Genomic DNA, 17,442 nt, shown 5'->3' on the forward strand with positions numbered 1-17,442 from the left:
AGGAACATTCCTGTATTGGTCATGCGACCAACAAGCCGTTGTCGGCAAAGGAGATGACATGGGCTGGCGGATGCCGCACGAGGGCGAACGGCACGAACGCACCTGGATGGCGTTTCCGCGCGTGGGCGTCACCCTGGGCGACGGTGCTGCCTGGCGCGACACGGCGTACCGCGCGTGGACCGACGTCGCGCTGGCGATCGCCGAGTTCGAACCGGTCACGATGGTCGTGGACCCGACCGAGATGGCGCGGGCGCGGGACATGCTCGGCTCGGCCGTTGAGATCGTCGAGTCGCCGCTGGACGAGTTCTGGATGCGCGATTTCGGCCCGACCTTCGTCCTCGACGACGACCGGCCGGGCTCCCTCGGCGCGGTCGACTGGATCTTCAACGGCTGGGGTGCGCCCGCATGGGCCGAGTGGCAGGTGTCGGCCGGCGTCGCAGGCATCGTCGCCGCACACGTCGGAGCCGAGCACATCAGTTCGGTGCTCGTGAACGAGGGCGGCGGTATCCACGTCGACGGCGAGGGCACGGTGCTGCTCACCGAGACCGTGCAGCTCGACCCGAACCGCAACCCCTACGCCGACAGAGGCCGCGTCGAAGCCGAACTCGCACGCACGATCGGCGCGACCACAGCCATCTGGCTGCCGCGAGGCCTCACGCGTGACTACGACGAGTTCGGCACCAACGGGCACGTCGACATCGTCGCCGCGTTCGCCGCTCCGGGCCGGGTGCTGCTGCACCGCCAGGACGACGCGGGACACCCCGACCACGTCGTCACGCGGGAGCTGAATGCGTTCCTGCAGGACCAGACGGATGCCGCGGGCCGCCCGCTCGAGATCATCGACGTCCCGGCCCCCGAGACCCTCCGCGACGACGAGGGCTACGTGGACTGGAGCTACATCAACCACCTCGTGGTGAACGACGCCGTGATCGTCTGCGGGTTCGGCGAGGACGCCGCCGATGCCCGTGCGCGGGACATCCTCGGAGCCGCGTACCCCGGGCGACGGACCGTGACCGTCGACGCACGCCCGATCTTCGCGCGCGGCGGCGGCATCCACTGCATCACCCAGCAGCAGCCGGCAACGGGCGAGGCGCCCGCATGATCGACGTGGTCGAAGCATCCATCGCGGACCTGCGACGAGCACTCGAGACCGGTGCGGCTACCAGCGTCGCGCTGGTGCAGGCTTATCTCACCCGTATCGACGCGTACGACGCACCCGGCACCGAGACCGCGCTCAACGCGGTCGTCGTCCGCAACCCCGACGCCCTCGCCGAAGCCGCGGCGTCCGATGCCCGCAGGGCGGCCCGGCACTCGCTCGGCCCGCTGGACGGCATCCCGTACACGGCGAAGGACAGCTACCTCGTCGCAGGGCTCACCGCGGCATGCGGTTCCCCGGTGTTCGCGGATCTGGTCGCGCAGCGGGACGCGTTCACGATCGAACGGCTCAGGGCCGGCGGGGCGATCTGCCTCGGCCTGACCAACATGCCGCCGATGGCAAACGGCGGGATGCAGCGCGGTGTGTACGGACGGGCGGAGAGTCCGTACAGCGCCGACTGGCTGACCAGCGCATTCGGATCCGGCTCCTCGAACGGATCGGGCACCGCGACCGCCGCGAGCTTCGCTGCCTTCGGACTCGGCGAGGAGACCTGGTCGAGCGGTCGGGCACCGGCGTCGAACAACGCCCTCTGCGCATACACGCCCAGCCGCGGCGTCATCTCGGTGCGCGGCAACTGGCCGCTGGTGCCCACGATGGACGTCGTGGTGCCGCATACCCGTACGATGGCCGATCTCTTCGAGGTGCTCGACGTGATCGTCGCCGACGACGCCGACGTCCGCGGCGACTTCTGGCGCGCCCAGCCGTGGGTGCGTGTTCCTGCGGCCTCCGAGGTGCGTCCGTCGTCGTACCGAGACCTCGCCGCGGCCGACCCTCGTTCCGTTCTCGCCGGCCGCCGCTTCGGTGTGCCGCGCATGTACGTCAATGCCGATCCGGATGCCGGCACCGGCACCACCATCGGAGGCGCGACCGGGCAGGGCATCGTGATCCGGGCGTCCGTCATCGACCTCTGGGAGCAGGCGCGCCGAGACCTCGAAGACGCCGGCGCCCACGTGGTCGACGTCGACTTCCCGGTCGTCACCAACTACGAGGGCGACCGCGCCGGGGCGCCGACCGTGAGCACCAGGGGACTGGTGTCCGAGCGGTTCCTGCGCTCCGAGATCGAGGATCTCTCCGCCTGGGCGTGGGACGACTTCCTGCGCGCGAACGGCGACCCCGCGCTCGATCGGCTCGAACTCGTCGACGGCGCGCGCATCTTCCCGCATCCGGGAGGTGCCCTCCCGGATCGCTACACCGGCTTCAATGACGAGATCGCCGGGTATCCGGCCTTCGTCCGCGAGCGCCCGTACGCCTCATTCACCGACATCCCGCATCTCGAGGAGGGTGTGCGCGGGCTCGAGGAGACCCGCCGCGTCGACCTCGAGGAGTGGATGGACGCGCTCGGCCTCGACGCCGTGATCTTCCCTGCCGTCGCCGATGTCGGCCCCGCCGACATGGACGTGAACCCGGCATCCGCCGACGCGGGGTGGCGCAACGGCGTGTGGGTCGCGAACGGCAATCTCGCGATCCGTCATCTCGGCATCCCGACCGTCACGGTGCCGATGGGCACGATGGCAGACATCGGGATGCCGGTGGGTCTGACCATCGCGGGCCGCGGCTGGGACGATACCGCCCTGCTGCGCCTCGCCGCCGCGTTCGAGGCGACCGGCGATCGCCGCACCGCGCCGCCGCGCACTCCCGCTCTTCCCGGAGAGGAACTCTCGTGACGTCGCCCTTCCCGCGCCCGGAGCGGCGCTTGCAGATCACGGCCGATGCCGCGGATCCGCTCCGGCGCGGCGCCGAGCGAGGCATGCAGCTGCGCGCGACTCTGCCCGGCACGATCGCCGCGTATGATCGGCTCTTCCGCCTTGGCGCCGTCGACGAGAAGACCGTGCGCGACGACGCCGAGCGGCTGCTCGACGCGGTCGACGCCCACCGTCCGGCGCTGCGCGCGCAGATCGAGGGCATGGCCGCCGGTGCGGACGTCGAGATCTGGCGCGTCGCAGCATTGAACGGCCGCACGGAGATCCTGTCCCGCAGCGTCGCCGTACCGCCGGGGGAGTGCTCGACCATCGTGCGCTCGATCCGCGATGCGGACGGCCGCGCGCGCACCCTCGGCGTGCAGACGTGGGACTGGCACATGGAGATCGCGCCGTACTGGCACACCCTCATTTCGCGCGGCGGCATCCACGACTACGCCGGACTCACCGAATGCGGCATCCTCGGCAAGATCGGCGTGAACAGCGCCGGCGTCGCGCTGCACTTCAACATCCTGGGACATCGGTCCGACCGGCCCGAGGGCATCCCGATGCACGTGCTCGCCGCTCTCGTGCTCGAGGAAGCCTCCAGTGTCGCGCACGCCGTCGAACTGGTGCGCGAGGCGCCGGTCACGAGCTCCGGCTCGTTCGCGCTCTTCGACGCCGCAGGCGACGCCGTGCTGCTCGACATCAGCCCCGAAGGCGTGTTCTCCGCGCCTGCCATCGCCGAGGGCACCTGGCTGCGCACGAATCACTTCCTCACCGAAGAACCAGCGGCGCACGAGAAGACCTGGCTGTACCAGCCCGACTCCGGTCAGCGTTGGGACTTCCTGCGGGGCCGACTGCTGTCGGCCGGCGCACCGACGGATGCCGAGCAGCTGCGCGCGATGCTCGTGACCGGCGACGGCGAGCCTCCGGTGACCTGCGTACCCGACCTCGCGCTTCCGATGGGACAGCGGTGGGCCAGCCTGGCCACCGTCGTGCTCGACCCCGCCGGTCGTCGGGCCGACGTGCTCGACGGCACTCCGGCTGAAACCGCCACCCGCCCGCATCTGACGCTCGCGCTCTGACCCGATCGAAGGGACCACCATGACCGACACCGCCACCGTCTATCGCGACGCCATCGTCTTCGACGGGCTCGCCGATGCTCCGGTGCAGTCCGCGTTCGCCGTGCGCGGCGATCGCATCCTCGCTGTCGGCACGGAGACGGAGGTCCGCTCCGCGGCAGGTGAGGGTGCCGCGGTCGTGGACCTTGACGGGGCCTTCGTGATGCCCGGTGTCATCGAGGCGCACGCGCACCTGGCGATGTTCGGCCACGCGCAGGGCAAGGTGCAACTCCGCGACTGCACCTCGGTGGCACAGATCCAGCAGCGGCTGCTCGAGGCACGGGCGATGAACCCGGACGCGACGATCATCGAGGGTGTCAGCTGGCTGTTCGACGCGCTGCCTGACGGCGTCACCCAGCCGACCGCGGCGATGATCGACGAAGTGATCGACGACATCCCGGTCTTCCTCGATGCGAACGACCTGCACAGCACCTGGGTGAACACAGCCGCGCTGCGCGCAGCAGGCATCGACCGCGATACCGTCGACCCGATCGGCGGCCAGGTCGTGCGGGACGAGGGCGGAGAGGCGACCGGGTTCCTGCTCGAGACCGCGGCCATGGATCTGCTGGCGGAGTATCTCGACGGCATCCGGACCGAGGAGGAGGTCGACCGCCACCTCGACCTCGCCTTCAGCGCGTACCTGGCGGCCGGCGTGACCGGCGCCGCCGACATGGGGATGACAGAGCAGTCGATCGCGGCGCTGCGGCGTCGGCTCGACCGCGACGGTCGGCTGCCGTTCCCGGTCACCGCGCACTGGTGGCTGAGTTCCACCGGCGACCCGGCCTCCGATCTCGCTCAGGTCGAGCGTGCGGTGCAGCTGCGCGACGAACTCGCAGCCACGGGCACGCCGTGGCTGAAGGTCGTCGGGGTGAAGTTCATCCTCGACGGCGTGATCGACGCGTGCACCGCCGCGATGGTGCGTCCGTATGCCGACGGCTCGAACGCCGACCCGATCTGGAGCCGCGAGGCTGCGACGCCGGTCGCGATCGCCGCCGACCGCGCCGGCCTGCAGCTCGCGATGCACGCGATCGGAGACGCGGCGAGCGCACTGGCCGTCGACCTCGTCGAGGCCTGTGAGCGCGAGAACGGCACCGGCACCGGCCGCCGGCCGCGCATCGAGCATCTGGAGTCGGTCGCGCCCGAGACGGTCGCACGGATGCGCGCGCACGGCATCGCCGCCTCCATGCAGCCGGTGCACTGCGACCCCGCCATCCTGGACAACTGGATGGCGATGCTCGGTGATCAGCGCGCTCAAGACGGCTTCCCGTGGAACTGGTTCCGCGACGTCGACGTTCCCGTCGCGCTGGGCACCGACGCCCCCACCGCACCCCACGAGGCGCTGCACAACCTGTTCATCGCGATGTCCGGGCGATCCTCGATCGACCGCACGCTGCCGCCGTACCACCCCGAGCGTGCGTTCACCGCCGCGCAGGCAGTCGCGGCGGCGACGTCCGGCGCGGCCTACGTCGGCGCGATCGACGACGCCTACGGCCGGATCGCGCCCGGTTTCTTCGCGAACGTCGCCGTGCTGGACATCGACCCGCTGTCCGCGCCGACCGACGACCTGCTCACCGGCGCCGTGCTGCTCACCCTCGTGCACGGCGAGGTCGCCTACCGGCGCCCATGAGCTTCCGCTCCTGAATCCCGAACGCCCCCTGCACTGACGCAGGTGGGTGCCCGTCCTGGAAGGACCGTCATGTCCGACACATCCGCCATCCCCGCTCCTGGTGCCGTCGCGCCCGGATCCGAGTCCGAGTTCATCGACTCCGCGAACACCCCCGAGACCCGAGGCATCGAACTCATCGACGACGCCCAACGGCACGGGAGAGCGCGCGATCTGTTCTTCGTCTGGAGCGCACCGGGCGTCAGCGTGCTGAACATCACGGTCGGCGCGTCGATGACGCTCGTGCTCGGCCTGGAGATCTGGCAGGCGCTGCTCGTGATTCTGGCGTCGAGCGTGCTCGCTCTGCTGCCGGGCATCGTCGCCATCTCCGGACCGGCAGCCGGCACGTCCGGCTCAGTGGTCCAGCGAGCGATCTACGGCATCCACGGCAACAAGATCGTCATCGCGTTCTACGGCTGGTTCATCTCGGGGGTCTTCCTCGCGCTGAACTGGGTGGCGGCGTCGTTCATCGGCGGCGAACTGCTCGTGCGGTGGGGCTTCCCCGATCCGATCGCGGCATCGATCCTGGTGGCGGTCGTGGTCTCGACGATCACCGTGATCGTCGCCGTGTACGGTCACGCCCTCATCCTGAAGGCCTATCTGGCGATCTCGATCGGGCTGTTCGTGATCTTCGCACTCGTCATCGGCTTCATCGCCCCCGCGCTGGATTGGGGGTTCGCGCAGCCCGAGCCGCTCAGCGGGCTGCCGTTGTGGGTGAGCGTCACGATCGCGTTCGCGCTGATGGCGTCGTCGCCGCTGTCGTTCAGCAACAGCGCCGACATGGCCCGTTATCTGCCACGCGACACCACAGCGTCCGGCATCATCGGCGCGACCGCGCTGGGACAGCTCTTCCCCGCGGTGCTCATCACCGCCTTCGGCGTCGTGCTGGGCGGTTCCATCGGGCCGGACAGTCTCGCGAACGGCATCGAGTACTCCCTGCTCGAGAAGCTGCCGGTCTGGCTCGCCCCGCTGTTCGTGCTCGGCGTCCTGGTGAACTGCATCTCGCTCAACGGCATGACGACCTACACGGCCAGCATGGCCCTGCAGTCGATCGGCGTGCCGATCCGCCGCATCCCCTCCGCGATCCTCATCGGTGCGCTCGGCTGCGCGTTCACGATCGTGCTCGTCGTCGCATCCGACCTGATCAGCGCCGTCAACCTGATGCTGCAGTTCCTGCTGATCATCTCCGTGCCCACGATGGGCGTCTACGTCGCCGACATCGTCCTGCGCCGCAACCGCTACTCCGGGACCGACCTGTTCGACGAACGTTCCGGCGGTAGGTTCTGGTATACCCGCGGCTTCGGCATCCCGGGTCTCGTCTCCGTGGTCGCCGGTGGCTTCGCCACCGCGATGTTCCTGTCGACGACGGTGTGGACCGGCCCGCTCGGCGCGGCGCTGGGCGGGCTCGACCTCTCGGTGCCGATCGGACTCCTGGTCTCGATCGGCCTGTACGCCGTGCTCGCAGGACGGACGGTGCGCACGCAGATCGGCGGCTGAGACCGGGGGTCTCCGCGGTTGCTCTCTTCGGCCACCCGCGCCAGATCACGTTGTGCCATCAGCCCGACCGAGAAGGCTCGGAGACCCGCACGAGTCTCCGGGCCTCCTGCATCCCCCGTCAAGGGGGTACAGCACCGTCACTCCGCGTCCTAGCGTTCCCCCATGGCTATCGAACTGAACCGACCGGCGCTGAAGCTCGCGCGTTCCCTCGTCCGCGACGGCAAGGTCGTGCGGGATGAACGCGACGACTGGTCCGAGGCAGCGCCCAGCGCAGAGGAAGAGAACCGCTTCATCGACGAGCACGGGTGGACGGAGTTCTCCCACTGGCACCTCGGCATCGACAAGAGCGAGAACCCCGAGACGAAGAAGGCGTACAGCTTTCCCTTCGGCGACTTCCAGAAGGTCCGTCGATCCGGCGTGATCTCGGGTGAGAGCCGCGCCGGGCAGTACGACCACACGGAGATCAGGGACGAGCTGCGGAAGCTCCTCGAGCTCATCGACTCCGAGGACGCCTGACGCCACGCGTCCGTATGCTCGTCCCAAGGCTGTTTCGATGACGACGGGGTGGGGCATGGTCGACGACACCGGCAGGGACGACGCGGACACGAGCGACGAGACGGAGGAGGACCTCCCGTACTACACACCGCCGTTCGGCAGGGAAGAGGTCCCGGGGTTCCTCGACCGGCTTGTCGCCCACCTGCTCGCCGGGGAGACGCGGGAGGCCTTCACGTTCGAGGGGGTGGAGGTCGAGGAGTCGCAGGGGGTCTGGCTGCTCCCGCTCGGCGGCTACGACCCCGACGCCGACGAGTCGCTGCAGCCGAACCCGCCCGCGGACCTCGTGGTCCCCGAGGGCGGATTCGCCGCCTACGCGGAGGAGTGGACGGAGGGCGTGCGCCGGACGCTGCACGAAGCGTGGGGCGCGCCGATGGTCCGGAAGCCGTCGCTCGTGGGGGAGAACCAGGACCCGGAGGGCATCCTCGACGTCGTCCTCGTCTCGGTCGGCATCCCGGAGGCGGAGATGTGGGACCGCGGCGATCTGTACTGCGTGCTGGTCACGAACTGGGACGCCGAACCGCGGCAGAGCATGCTGCGCCAGGCGATGGTCGTGCTGCCGCGGGAGTACGCCGTCGGCAGCCTCAGCGCGCTCCTGCCCGAGGAGGACATGCACAACGACCTCCTCATGAACGGCGAGCATCCGCTCGAGCTGCGGCGCCGCGCCTGGCTGCTGAGCACACTGTTCGGCGCCGGGGAGGTGCGGCTGCGCGACGTCGACACCCCGGCGTCCCGCTTCAGCCTGCAGTCTCGCAGCGGGGTGACGACGGTCTGGACGTTCACGGACGACGGCCGCATCCTCGTCCTCATCCAGGACCCGACGTCGACGTTCGCGGACGAAGCGCCGGCGCAGTTCCTCGCCGAGGTGGCGCAGCAGCACGGTGGCGAGGCGGCGGACGTCGTGGACTCCTCCGAACGGGAAGCGGATCTGGCGGAGGCGTGGCTGATTCTGGCCGCGCGCATGCTCGACAGGGTGCCGGACGACCTCCGTGCCCTCATCGCCGCCCGTGGCGAGGACGCCCGCGCCGCGGTCGCGGAGCACGACCTGGAGTTCCGCATGCTCGGCGACGAACCTGTGCCGGTCATCACCGGCGCGGTGTGGTTCGACGGAGCGCACTGGTGCGTCTCGCCCTCGCTCATGGAGATCGGCCGCCGCAACGACTTCGGCATGGACGACTTCGGTTTCGGCGCCGCGGTGCGGCAGCCGTATCGCCTCGGAGGCGCGCTCACCCTCGACGAGATGTCCCGGGAGGGCGACGAGCGGCGCGCCTGGTTCGAGCAGGTCTTCGCCGCGTGCCCGTACCCGGAGCAGGACCGCCCGTCCGACACGGACCGCCTCGGCTACGCGGTACCGACGAGCGGCGACCATCACGACCTCGTGGCGGACATCGAGCGCGTCACCAGAGCGTGGTGGGAGCGCTCGCCGGAGGACGCCGACTGGGCGGATCGGACGTTCGAGATCGGCGGACGCGGGCTCCGCGACGACCACGGTCGGGCGCTCCGCGTCGTGCTCGCCTCGGGGGAGCGCTGGACGGTCGATGCACTCCAGGCCTGGGCAGACGACCTCATCCGCATCATGGGCGAACGGTGGGGAGCGGCGGGGGAGATCCACGCCCGCAACGAGAAGACCGGAATCGATCGCCGCAGCCCGCTCACCCGTGTCATGCGCGCCACCGGACTGCTCACCGCGCCGCTCTGGTGGGTGAACGGCCACGCGGTGGCTATCGTCGCCGGGACACCCGACCCCTCGTACGGCGACGACCCCGAAGTCATCATCGTCATCGCGCGACCGGACGCCGTGCTCGACCTCGCGCGGGGGAGCAGTCCCTGGGAGCTTCGCATCCGCTCCCGGATCATCTCCGACGTCTCCGCCCTCGTGGGTGGCGCCCCCGCGTCCGAACCCGTGCCGTGGAACGGCCCGCCGCTCGCGGGCGCATCCCTCGTCCCCGATGCGATGCGCGGCGGCTTCCGCACCGGCGACCACTTCTGGACGTGGCACTTCACCCACGACGGGCGCGGCCTCCTCCTGTCGCATCCGACGGGTCCCGACGCCGCCGCGCGACCCGAGCCCACCTTCGAGGAACAGCTCGCCCTGTTCGGCGGGGTGCCCGACGACCTGCTGTCGCTCGTGGTGGACCGAGACCAGGGAGGGTTCTTCCCAGTCGTGCATCGCGAGGCTTCGGCCCCTGGCCCCGCTGAGACCGGCGGCCTCCTCCCCGGCGCGACGACCCTGCCCGCCGTGCACGCCGTGTTCTGGCGGGATGACGTCGACTGGCGCGCCTCGGAAGGGATGCTGCGACGGGTGCGCTCTGCCCTCGACCCGGACGACGTGGACACGACGAACCCTTTGGAAACGATCTACGCCGAAGCCCTCGGGGTGCCGCAGCTCCAGTGGGCGCTGCGGATGGGGGACCGCATGGGGCCGCCGACCCTGCTGGATGCGCCGTACGCGAGCTTCGTCTTCGATCGGGTGCCCGAGCGGGAGGAGATCGAGCAGGTCTACGCGGGCCTCGGGGTGTTCCCCGATCTCGCACTCACGGGCACGCTCAACGATCTCCTCGACGTCGTCGTCGATGCTCCGGGATACCGGTTCCTCCTCGACGCCGCACTCAGTAACCCGCACCCGGAGCGCCGCCGCGAGCTCGCGCTCTGGCTCTTGGACCAGCGCCTCGACGCGTCCTCCTCCCTGTCGTTCCTGAGCCCGGTCAACGTCCTCTTCGCGAACCCCACGCTGGACGCGGAGGACGAGCCCGTACTGCGACGCCTCCTCGAGAAGGGCGCGATCCCGGGCCCGACACCCGTCGCGACGCTCCCGGAGGGTCATCCGTTCGTGCAGCTGCTGGATCGCGACATGGAGGAGACCGCGCTGGCGCCACTGGTGCGGACCCTCCTCGTGCACGGCGACGTCGATCCCGCGACGCCGGCTCTCCCCGACGGCCGCAGCTTGCTGGACTTCGCAGCCGGCCCCTTCCCGCACGGACGGTCCAGGGACGCGCTCGCGTCGGCGATCCGCGAGATCGCCGTGGGCAGGAACCTCGACACCGAGACGGAGCCGGAGCGATGAGCGCTGAGCCCGGAGCGCGCGGGGATGATGCGGAATCGTACGCCCGTGCCCTGCGCACCGTGCTCGACACGGAGAGCGAGCGCGTCGCCGCCGCCCTGGGGGACCTGCACCGCGCCGCCGTCGAGGCGGAGAACGGCGTGGAGGCGATCCTCATCGACGTCTTCGTCGACCAGGACGGCGAGGGCCCGTTCGACGTCTGGGCGCGGTTCGAGGGGGCTGACGCCTTCGCGCTGGACCGACGTCTCGACGAGCAGCGCCATCTGTTCGGGGTCGAGTGGACCGCGGACGGCTGGGAGCCCGCGGTACCCTCGCGCCCGCGCCGGTGGACGCGGGATCGCCTGGAGGAAGCCGTCCTCGTCATCGTCGCCGAGTGGATCGAAGGCCTCCTCCCCGCGGACGCGAAGGAGGGCCTCTTCTGGGTCGGCGCGCCGGACCTCGGCTACGCCTGACCGCGCGCGGGTTGCCGCGAACGGCCCGACCGCCCGTCGCGCGGTGATAACGTCGGGCTATGAGTGACCGCGTGAGCGTCGAAGCCCTCCGCTATGCCCAGGCTGTCTCCGAGACGCACTCCTTCGGCGCGGCCGCGCGTGCCTACGGCGTGACGCAGCCCGCTCTCTCGACGGGCATCTCCAAGCTGGAGGACCGTCTGGGAGAGCGCCTGTTCGAGCGCTCGCCCCGCGGAGTCGTCCCGACGGCGTTCGGTGCGCATCTGCTCCCGGTCATCGACCGCGCGCTCCTCGCCGTGGACCAGGTGGCTGCCGAGGCCGCGCGCTGGAACCGGTCGGCCGATGCACGGGTGCGGGTCGGCGTCTCCCCGCTCATGAACCCGGCCATCGTCGCTCGTGCCTACACGGCCGTGTGTGCACTTCCCGCTTCTCCGGCGCCGCGTCAGCTCGTCCTCCGCGAGGCGAACGTCGCCGACCTGCGGCGCGAGCTCTCCGCCGGGGAGCTCGACCTCATCCTCGTGCCGTCCGTCGCCCCCATGCCGCGGTTCCGGCACCGTATCGTCGACGCGGAGCCCGTGGTCGTCGTCGACCAGGAGCCGTCGCCGGACGGCCCCGTGGAGCTCAGCGACCTGACGGACGCACCCCTGATCCTGATGCCGGACACGTGCGGGCTGACGACCTTCACCACCGATCTCTTCGCTGCGAACGACGTTCCGCTGAGCGCCTACGACGGCGAGGCCGCGACCTACCGTGTGCTCGAGGAGTGGGCCAAGCTCGGCCTCGGCACGGCGGTGATCCCGCGATCGAAGCTAACGTCCCCGGACGCGCCGCACCGCCCGCTGCGCGAACGCGGCATGGACGTGGAGATCTTCTACGAGGCCGTCTGGGATCCCTCCTCCCCGCTCGCCGACGACCTGGCCGAGCTCACCGCCGCGCTCTCGCTGGATCCCGCCGCCGTCCGGTCATAAGCAGTCGTTATCACTCCATCATGCGCGCTCGTCTACTGCGGCGGGCTCTCGCTTCGTAGCGTGGAGACGAGACGGCACCCGCCGTCCATGACGGAGAGGAGCCACACAATGGCCGAGCTCGACAGGGAATTCACCGGACGCACCGCGATCGTGATCGGGGGCACGAGCGGGATGGGTCTCGCCATCGCCGAGCGGATCGGACGGAAGGGCGCGACCGTCGTCCTCGTCGGCCGGCGCGGGGAGAAGCTGGAGGCGGCGCGGGCGTCTCTCGTCAGCCACGGCATCGACGCCATCACTGTGCAGGCGGACCTGACGGACCCCGCGAGTGTGGCAGCGCTCCGCGCCCGCCTCGCCGCGGAGCACGCCGACGCCGACCTCCTCGTCAACGCGGCAGGCGTCTTCGCGCCGAAGCCGTTCCTCGAGCACACCGAAGCCGACTACGACGCGTATCTGGACCTCAACCGGGCGACCTTCTTCGTCACCCAGACGGTGGTCTCCGGCATGGTCGCGCAGGGCCGCGGCGGAGCCGTCGTCACCCTCGGTTCCATGTGGGCGCGCCAGGCCATCGCCGCGACCCCCTCGTCGGCGTACTCGATGGCCAAAGCCGGCCTGCACTCGCTCACGCAGCACCTGGGGATGGAGCTGGCGTCGCACGGCATCCGCGTGAACGCGATCGCCCCGGCGGTCGTGCGCACCCCCATCTACGAAGGCTTCATCCCGAAGGACGAGGTCGACGAGGTGGTGTCGAGCTTCGACGCCTTCCACCCCCTGGGCCGCGTGGGGACCCCGGAGGACATCGCGGAGGTCGCCGCGTTCCTGCTGTCCGACCGGGCCGGCTGGGTGACCGGAGCGGTCTGGGACGCGGACGGCGGCGTGATGGCCGGGCGCAACTGAACCCGCCCTCTCCCGACGCTCCGGGAACCTAGCTGCTCGGCGAGGTCTCCTCAAGCCCCTCGATGACAGCGGCTCCGGCGGGAAGACTGGGGCCAGCCCGATCGAAGGAGGAGACATGGAATCGACACCCGACGACGTCGGCGGTCAGCCGCTGCGCGACGGCGACGCGACCACCGAGGCCGACCCGAGCAACGATCCCGCTCAGGCGGAATGGGAGCGCACGGAAGCCCTCGACGAGGGTGCGACGCCGGAGGAGTTGGACGCGACCACCGCGACGGGCCGTGATCCGGACGAGATCCCGGACCCCGACGACCAGGTGCCGGCGGCGGACCTGCCGGGTTCCGCGCCGCAGCCGGAGAGCCAAGGGGAGGATCCGGTCCTCGCCGATCTCGGCGAAGAAGGCCAGGGCGACCTGGGACCGGGGGACGTCTGATGGCCATCACGTCGATCGTCACCCGCTCGAAGAACGGCCAGTGGGTCAACGAGGTGGAGGGCGCGCCGGAGCTCTCCCGCAGCTACACCAGCCGCGATGAGGCGATCGAGGAGGGTGAAGCGCTCGCCTCCGAGCACGGCGCCCGCCATGAGGTCGAGGAGAGCGAGCCGACCGGCACGATCACCGACGGCGGCGACCCGGACGACGTCTGAGACCGGACGGTCCCTCAGCGGAGGATGACGAGTTCGCGCGTCGTGCGGGTCATCGCCACATAGCGGTCGACCGCCCCCGTGCGCCCGGAGCCGAAGGCCTCCGGGCGCACGAGGACCACGAGGTCGAACTCCAGCCCTTTCGCTTCCTCCGGCGTCAGCGCGCGGACCCGGGGCCGCGGCACGGCACTCTCGTCGCCGATGACGGCGGCGACACCCTCCGGGTTCGCCGCTGCCCACGTGTCCAGCACCGCGTCGCGCTCGGCCACCGCGCCGTAGCGGACCGGGATGCCGCTCTCCCGCACGGAGGTCGGGACGTTCGCGTCGGGCAGAGCCTCGCGGATCGTCGGCGCGGCCAGCGCCATGACCTCGGCCGGAGTGCGGTAGTTCACCCGGAGCGAGGAGACCCGCACGTTCCGCAGGCCGAGACGTTCGAGGCGGGCGGACCACGACTCGGTGAACTCCCTCCGCGCCTGGGCCCTGTCGCCCACGACGGTGAAGCTGCGGGACGGGCACCGTGCGATCAACATGCGCCACTGCGCATCGGTCAGCTCCTGGGCCTCGTCGACGACGATGTGACCGAAGGGGCCGGCGAGTTCGTCCGGCGGGAGCGGGGGAGGCACGTCCGCTCCGGCGAGAACGTTGCGCGCATCCTGACCTCGCAGGATCGACATCACCTTCATCTCGCTGTCGTCGCTCGCGACGAGGTGCTCGACCACCGCCGACATCTGCTCCTGCGCCGCGGCCGCCGCGCCCTGCCGGCGGTGCTGCTCGCGGACGACCTCGGGATCGCCGATCCGGCGGTGCGCGGCGTCGAGGAGGGGAAGGTCGGGATCCGTACAGGGCGCCCCCTCGGCACGGTGCAGCAGGGCGAGCTCCTCGGGCGCGAGGTCGGGGGCGCACTGCGCGAGCAGCGTCGGGGACGCCCAGAGCGCGGCGACCACCGCTTCCGGCGCCAGCAGCGGCCACGCCCGTACGAAGGTCCCGGTGAGCTCGTCGTCCTGCCGCAGCCACCGGCGGATCGAGGACTCCGGAACGTCCTCGCCGTGCACCTGGTCGACGAGCAGTTCCAGCAGCTCCTCCCACACCTCGTCGCGGGCCTCGTTGAGCGGGGAGGCGGGATCGGCCGCGGCGAACAGCTCGCCCCAGTCGTCTCGGCTGATCCACAGATCGGCCCACGGCGTCTCGATGCGGAGCGCGTGCCTCGGCGGCCGGGTCAGGACGGCGACCGCCGCCTCGATCACCTGGTCCGGGTCGAGGCCCTGCTTCAGCTCGGCCACGCGGGGGTCCTGCTCTGCGACCGCGCCCGCGCCCTCGGGTGTGAGGTCGCGCAGGGTGCACAACCGCACCGTGTCCTCGCCGAGACTCGGCAGCACGTCCTCCACATAGCCGAGGTACTGCGGGTTCGGACCCACGAGGAGCATGCCGCCGGCGCCGTTCGTCAGCCGCGGCTCGGCGTACAGGAGGTGCGCCGCCCGGTGCAGCGCGACTACCGTCTTCCCGGTGCCGGGCCCGCCGTCCACCACGAGAGCGCCGGGGGAGGGGGCGCGAACGATGGCGTCCTGATCCGCCTGGATCGTCGCCAGCACGTCCCGCATCCGCCCGGTGCGGTGCGCCTCCAGGCTCGCGAGGAACGCGGACTGATCGTCGAGGGATGCCGCACCGTCGAGACCCTCCGGCGACAGGGCCTCGTCCCAGTAGTCCGTGATCCGGCCTGCGTTCCATCGGTACCGTCGCCGGGAGATGAGCCCCCGGGGGTCCTCCCAGGTCGCCGCGAAGTACGGTTCGGCTGCCGGAGCCCGCCAGTCGACCAGCAGACGGGTGCCGTCCGCGTCGGACACCCCGGCGCGCCCGATGTACACGGGCGGGCCCTCCGCAGGGGTCATCCGCCCGAGGCACATGTCGATGTCGAAGCGCTCCCGCAGGCGCAGGGTCGCACTGAGCCGTCGAATCTCGAGGTCGCGGTCGACCGCCGTCACACCGGCGTCCGCGGCCTGCCGACGGACGAGGGCGAGACGAGCGGTCAGGGCGTCCCGCTCCCGGGACAGCGCGGCGCCGAGACGCCGGAGGTGGGCACGATCGACGGCGATGAGGGCATCCGCGGATTTCGCCGCGTGGTCGTCGGGCAGGGTGAAGGGGTCGAGCACCGGAGGTCTCCTTCGCGAGAGCGGGCGGGGGCACACGAGCCGTCGATTCTGCCTCGTGGTGGGGGCCTTGTGGCAAGCCCCCACCCCGGCGATATCCTGGAAGTGCAGGGAGACGAGGGGACCTCATCATGACCCATCGGATCGGCTACCTCATCGGCAGCCTCGCATCGGACTCGATCAACCGCGTCCTCGCCACGGCGCTCGTGCGGCTCGCCCCGCCCGACCTGGAGCTCGTGGAGATCCCCATCCGGGACCTCCCGCTCTACAACCGCGACGACGAGCTCGAACCCGTCGCCGCGGTCGCCGCGTTCAAGAGTGCCGTCGAGGGGGCGGACGGTCTGTTGCTCGTGTCGCCGGAGTACAACCGCTCCATCCCCGGTGCGCTGAAGAACGCCATCGACTGGGGTTCGCGGCCGTGGGGGCACAACTCCTTCGCGCGGAAGCCCACCGGCATCATCGGCGCCTCGACCGGGGCGATCGGCACCGCTGTCATGCAGTCCTCGATGCGGAGCGTGCTGAGCTTCCTCAACGCGCCGCAGCTGAACGCCCCGGAGGCGTACATCACGTTCCGGCCCGAGGTGTTCGGTGCCGACGGCACGGTGCACGACGCCGACACCGAGAAGTTCCTCGCGCACTACATGGAGGAGTATGCGGCGTTCGTCGAGCGGGTCCTGTCGCTCACCGCGCCGGGTCACGTCGGCGATCGGTAGGCCGTGCTCGCCGCGTCAGGAGGGCAGGTCAGCGACGAGGGCGCTCAGGGCCATGGCGTCATGGGGCGCGTGCCCGCGGGCGTCGTTGTCGAAGTACACGTAGACGTCGCGCGGCTTCCCGTCGTCGGCTCCTGAGCCGTCCGCCCATCCGCGGATGAGGGCCGCCCACTCCCGCAGCTCCGCGTCCGTGTACCCGCTGTGATAGAGCATCTGCGCACCGTGGAGTCGGACGTAGACGAGGTCCGCGGTGAGGGCGTCGAAGCGAGGCCATTTCCCGGCGGTGTCGGCGACGACGAGGGAGGTGCCGTGCTCCTGCAGAAGACGCAGGCTCGACGGATCGGCGAACGAGTCGGAACGCGGTTCGAGGGCGTACCGGAGTGGGCGGTCGGCATCGATCTCCAGCCACGCCCGGTCCTGCAGCCGCTCGTCATGACGTCGAGCGAGCGCGAGGGCCTCCGCCGTCGTCCGGGGAAGGGTGTCGAGGAACGACTCCAGGAGCTCGGCGTCGAAGCGCTGACGCTCGGGGAGCTGCCAGAGGATCGGTCCGAGGCGGGGACCGAGGGCGAGGACCCCCGACGCGAAGAAGTTCGCCAGCGCCTGCTCGACGTTCCGCAGCCGGAGCATGTGACTGACGTAGCGCGAGCCCTTGACCGCGAACACGAAGTCCTCGGGAACGCTCGCCGCCCACCGCCGGTAGCTGTCCGGCCGCTGCAGGGAGTAGAACGAGCCGTTGAGCTCGACCGTGGGGAACAGCGACCCGATGTGTTCGAGCTCTCGTCGCTGCGGCAGGCCGCGCGGGTAGAAGTCGCCGCGCCACCGGGCGTACCGCCATCCGGAGACGCCGATGCGGACCCGGCCTCCACCGCCCCTCCGCGTCATCGCCGCCTCCGTCGGGTCAAGCCC

At 70.8% G+C, this 17,442-nt stretch carries 15 protein-coding genes; 13 read left to right on the top strand and 2 right to left on the bottom strand.

The annotated features are described in order from the left end of the window. The first annotated feature begins 58 nt into the window (after window positions 1–58). The 12 genes from AB0N68_RS08855 (at window position 59) to AB0N68_RS08910 (ending at window position 13,685) form a co-directional block, all read left to right on the top strand. Window positions 59–1,102 (top strand): agmatine deiminase family protein, encoded by a 1,044-nt coding sequence (locus tag AB0N68_RS08855; RefSeq protein ID WP_280564214.1) that lies wholly within the window; start codon window positions 59–61, stop codon window positions 1,100–1,102. After that, window positions 1,099–2,820: an amidase gene (locus tag AB0N68_RS08860; RefSeq protein ID WP_292796529.1), complete on the top strand. Its 1,722-nt coding sequence runs from the start codon at window positions 1,099–1,101 to the stop codon at window positions 2,818–2,820. The genes AB0N68_RS08855 and AB0N68_RS08860 overlap by 4 nt, the downstream gene beginning before the upstream one ends. Then, window positions 2,817–3,920: a C45 family autoproteolytic acyltransferase/hydrolase gene (locus AB0N68_RS08865; RefSeq protein WP_280564211.1), complete on the top strand. Its 1,104-nt coding sequence runs from the start codon at window positions 2,817–2,819 to the stop codon at window positions 3,918–3,920. Before AB0N68_RS08860 ends, AB0N68_RS08865 begins: the two co-directional genes overlap by 4 nt. Window positions 3,921–3,939: 19 nt before the next feature. Further along, window positions 3,940–5,583 (top strand): amidohydrolase, encoded by a 1,644-nt coding sequence (locus AB0N68_RS08870; RefSeq protein ID WP_280564208.1) that lies wholly within the window; start codon window positions 3,940–3,942, stop codon window positions 5,581–5,583. Between the two features lie 69 nt (window positions 5,584–5,652). Beyond that, a complete protein-coding gene (locus AB0N68_RS08875) occupies window positions 5,653–7,116 on the top strand; it encodes a purine-cytosine permease family protein (RefSeq protein ID WP_187661833.1) in 1,464 nt (487 codons plus the stop codon). A 162-nt stretch (window positions 7,117–7,278) separates the two neighbouring features. Continuing rightward, window positions 7,279–7,632 (top strand): hypothetical protein, encoded by a 354-nt coding sequence (locus tag AB0N68_RS08880; protein ID WP_292796523.1) that lies wholly within the window; start codon window positions 7,279–7,281, stop codon window positions 7,630–7,632. Between the two features lie 37 nt (window positions 7,633–7,669). Beyond that, window positions 7,670–10,732, top strand: coding sequence for a hypothetical protein (locus tag AB0N68_RS08885; RefSeq protein WP_292796520.1), 3,063 nt, complete (start codon window positions 7,670–7,672; stop codon window positions 10,730–10,732). Continuing rightward, the gene (locus tag AB0N68_RS08890) at window positions 10,729–11,181 is read left to right on the top strand and encodes a DUF6389 family protein (protein WP_187661830.1); all 453 of its coding nucleotides are present in this window, start codon (window positions 10,729–10,731) and stop codon (window positions 11,179–11,181) included. Before AB0N68_RS08885 ends, AB0N68_RS08890 begins: the two co-directional genes overlap by 4 nt. Window positions 11,182–11,240: 59 nt before the next feature. Continuing rightward, window positions 11,241–12,146 (top strand): LysR family transcriptional regulator, encoded by a 906-nt coding sequence (locus AB0N68_RS08895; RefSeq protein ID WP_292796517.1) that lies wholly within the window; start codon window positions 11,241–11,243, stop codon window positions 12,144–12,146. A 108-nt stretch (window positions 12,147–12,254) separates the two neighbouring features. Next, complete coding sequence (locus AB0N68_RS08900) at window positions 12,255–13,040, top strand: SDR family NAD(P)-dependent oxidoreductase (RefSeq protein ID WP_292796515.1); 786 nt, start codon at window positions 12,255–12,257, stop codon at window positions 13,038–13,040. 115 nt (window positions 13,041–13,155) lie between these two features. Then, window positions 13,156–13,473, top strand: a complete 318-nt coding sequence (locus AB0N68_RS08905) for a sugar ABC transporter ATPase (RefSeq protein WP_187661827.1) — start codon at window positions 13,156–13,158, stop codon at window positions 13,471–13,473. Continuing rightward, window positions 13,473–13,685: a DUF2188 domain-containing protein gene (locus tag AB0N68_RS08910; RefSeq protein ID WP_187661826.1), complete on the top strand. Its 213-nt coding sequence runs from the start codon at window positions 13,473–13,475 to the stop codon at window positions 13,683–13,685. The genes AB0N68_RS08905 and AB0N68_RS08910 overlap by 1 nt, the downstream gene beginning before the upstream one ends. Before the next feature lie 14 nt (window positions 13,686–13,699). On the opposite strand, the gene helR is transcribed toward AB0N68_RS08910, so the two are convergent. Beyond that, window positions 13,700–15,829, bottom strand: a complete 2,130-nt coding sequence (gene helR, locus AB0N68_RS08915) for an RNA polymerase recycling motor ATPase HelR (protein WP_292796510.1) — start codon at window positions 15,827–15,829, stop codon at window positions 13,700–13,702. Window positions 15,830–15,954: 125 nt separating this feature from the next. On the opposite strand from helR, the gene AB0N68_RS08920 reads away from it, so the two are divergent. Further along, window positions 15,955–16,539, top strand: coding sequence for an NADPH-dependent FMN reductase (locus AB0N68_RS08920; protein ID WP_292796618.1), 585 nt, complete (start codon window positions 15,955–15,957; stop codon window positions 16,537–16,539). Between the two features lie 15 nt (window positions 16,540–16,554). Here the strand turns inward: AB0N68_RS08920 and AB0N68_RS08925 are convergent, their stop codons facing one another. Continuing rightward, window positions 16,555–17,418, bottom strand: coding sequence for a DUF72 domain-containing protein (locus AB0N68_RS08925; RefSeq protein WP_292796507.1), 864 nt, complete (start codon window positions 17,416–17,418; stop codon window positions 16,555–16,557). Between the last annotated feature and the right edge of the window lie 24 nt (window positions 17,419–17,442).

Origin of the sequence: Microbacterium meiriae (assembly GCF_040685015.1) — a bacterium.
Classification (GTDB): Bacteria; Actinomycetota; Actinomycetes; order Actinomycetales; family Microbacteriaceae; genus Microbacterium; species Microbacterium meiriae.

Bases quoted from the DNA above. Each gene is read 5' to 3' on its own strand.
- AB0N68_RS08880 (WP_292796523.1), top strand. From the start codon at position 7,279: ATGGCTATCGAACTGAACCGACCGGCGCTGAAGCTCGCGCGTTCCCTC.
- AB0N68_RS08925 (WP_292796507.1), bottom strand. From the start codon at position 17,418: ATGACGCGGAGGGGCGGTGGAGGCCGGGTCCGCATCGGCGTCTCCGGA.
- AB0N68_RS08910 (WP_187661826.1), top strand. From the start codon at position 13,473: ATGGCCATCACGTCGATCGTCACCCGCTCGAAGAACGGCCAGTGGGTC.
- AB0N68_RS08870 (WP_280564208.1), top strand. From the start codon at position 3,940: ATGACCGACACCGCCACCGTCTATCGCGACGCCATCGTCTTCGACGGG.
- AB0N68_RS08875 (WP_187661833.1), top strand. From the start codon at position 5,653: ATGTCCGACACATCCGCCATCCCCGCTCCTGGTGCCGTCGCGCCCGGA.
- AB0N68_RS08860 (WP_292796529.1), top strand. From the start codon at position 1,099: ATGATCGACGTGGTCGAAGCATCCATCGCGGACCTGCGACGAGCACTC.
- AB0N68_RS08855 (WP_280564214.1), top strand. From the start codon at position 59: ATGGGCTGGCGGATGCCGCACGAGGGCGAACGGCACGAACGCACCTGG.
- AB0N68_RS08895 (WP_292796517.1), top strand. From the start codon at position 11,241: ATGAGTGACCGCGTGAGCGTCGAAGCCCTCCGCTATGCCCAGGCTGTC.
- AB0N68_RS08900 (WP_292796515.1), top strand. From the start codon at position 12,255: ATGGCCGAGCTCGACAGGGAATTCACCGGACGCACCGCGATCGTGATC.
- AB0N68_RS08890 (WP_187661830.1), top strand. From the start codon at position 10,729: ATGAGCGCTGAGCCCGGAGCGCGCGGGGATGATGCGGAATCGTACGCC.
- AB0N68_RS08885 (WP_292796520.1), top strand. From the start codon at position 7,670: ATGACGACGGGGTGGGGCATGGTCGACGACACCGGCAGGGACGACGCG.
- AB0N68_RS08905 (WP_187661827.1), top strand. From the start codon at position 13,156: ATGGAATCGACACCCGACGACGTCGGCGGTCAGCCGCTGCGCGACGGC.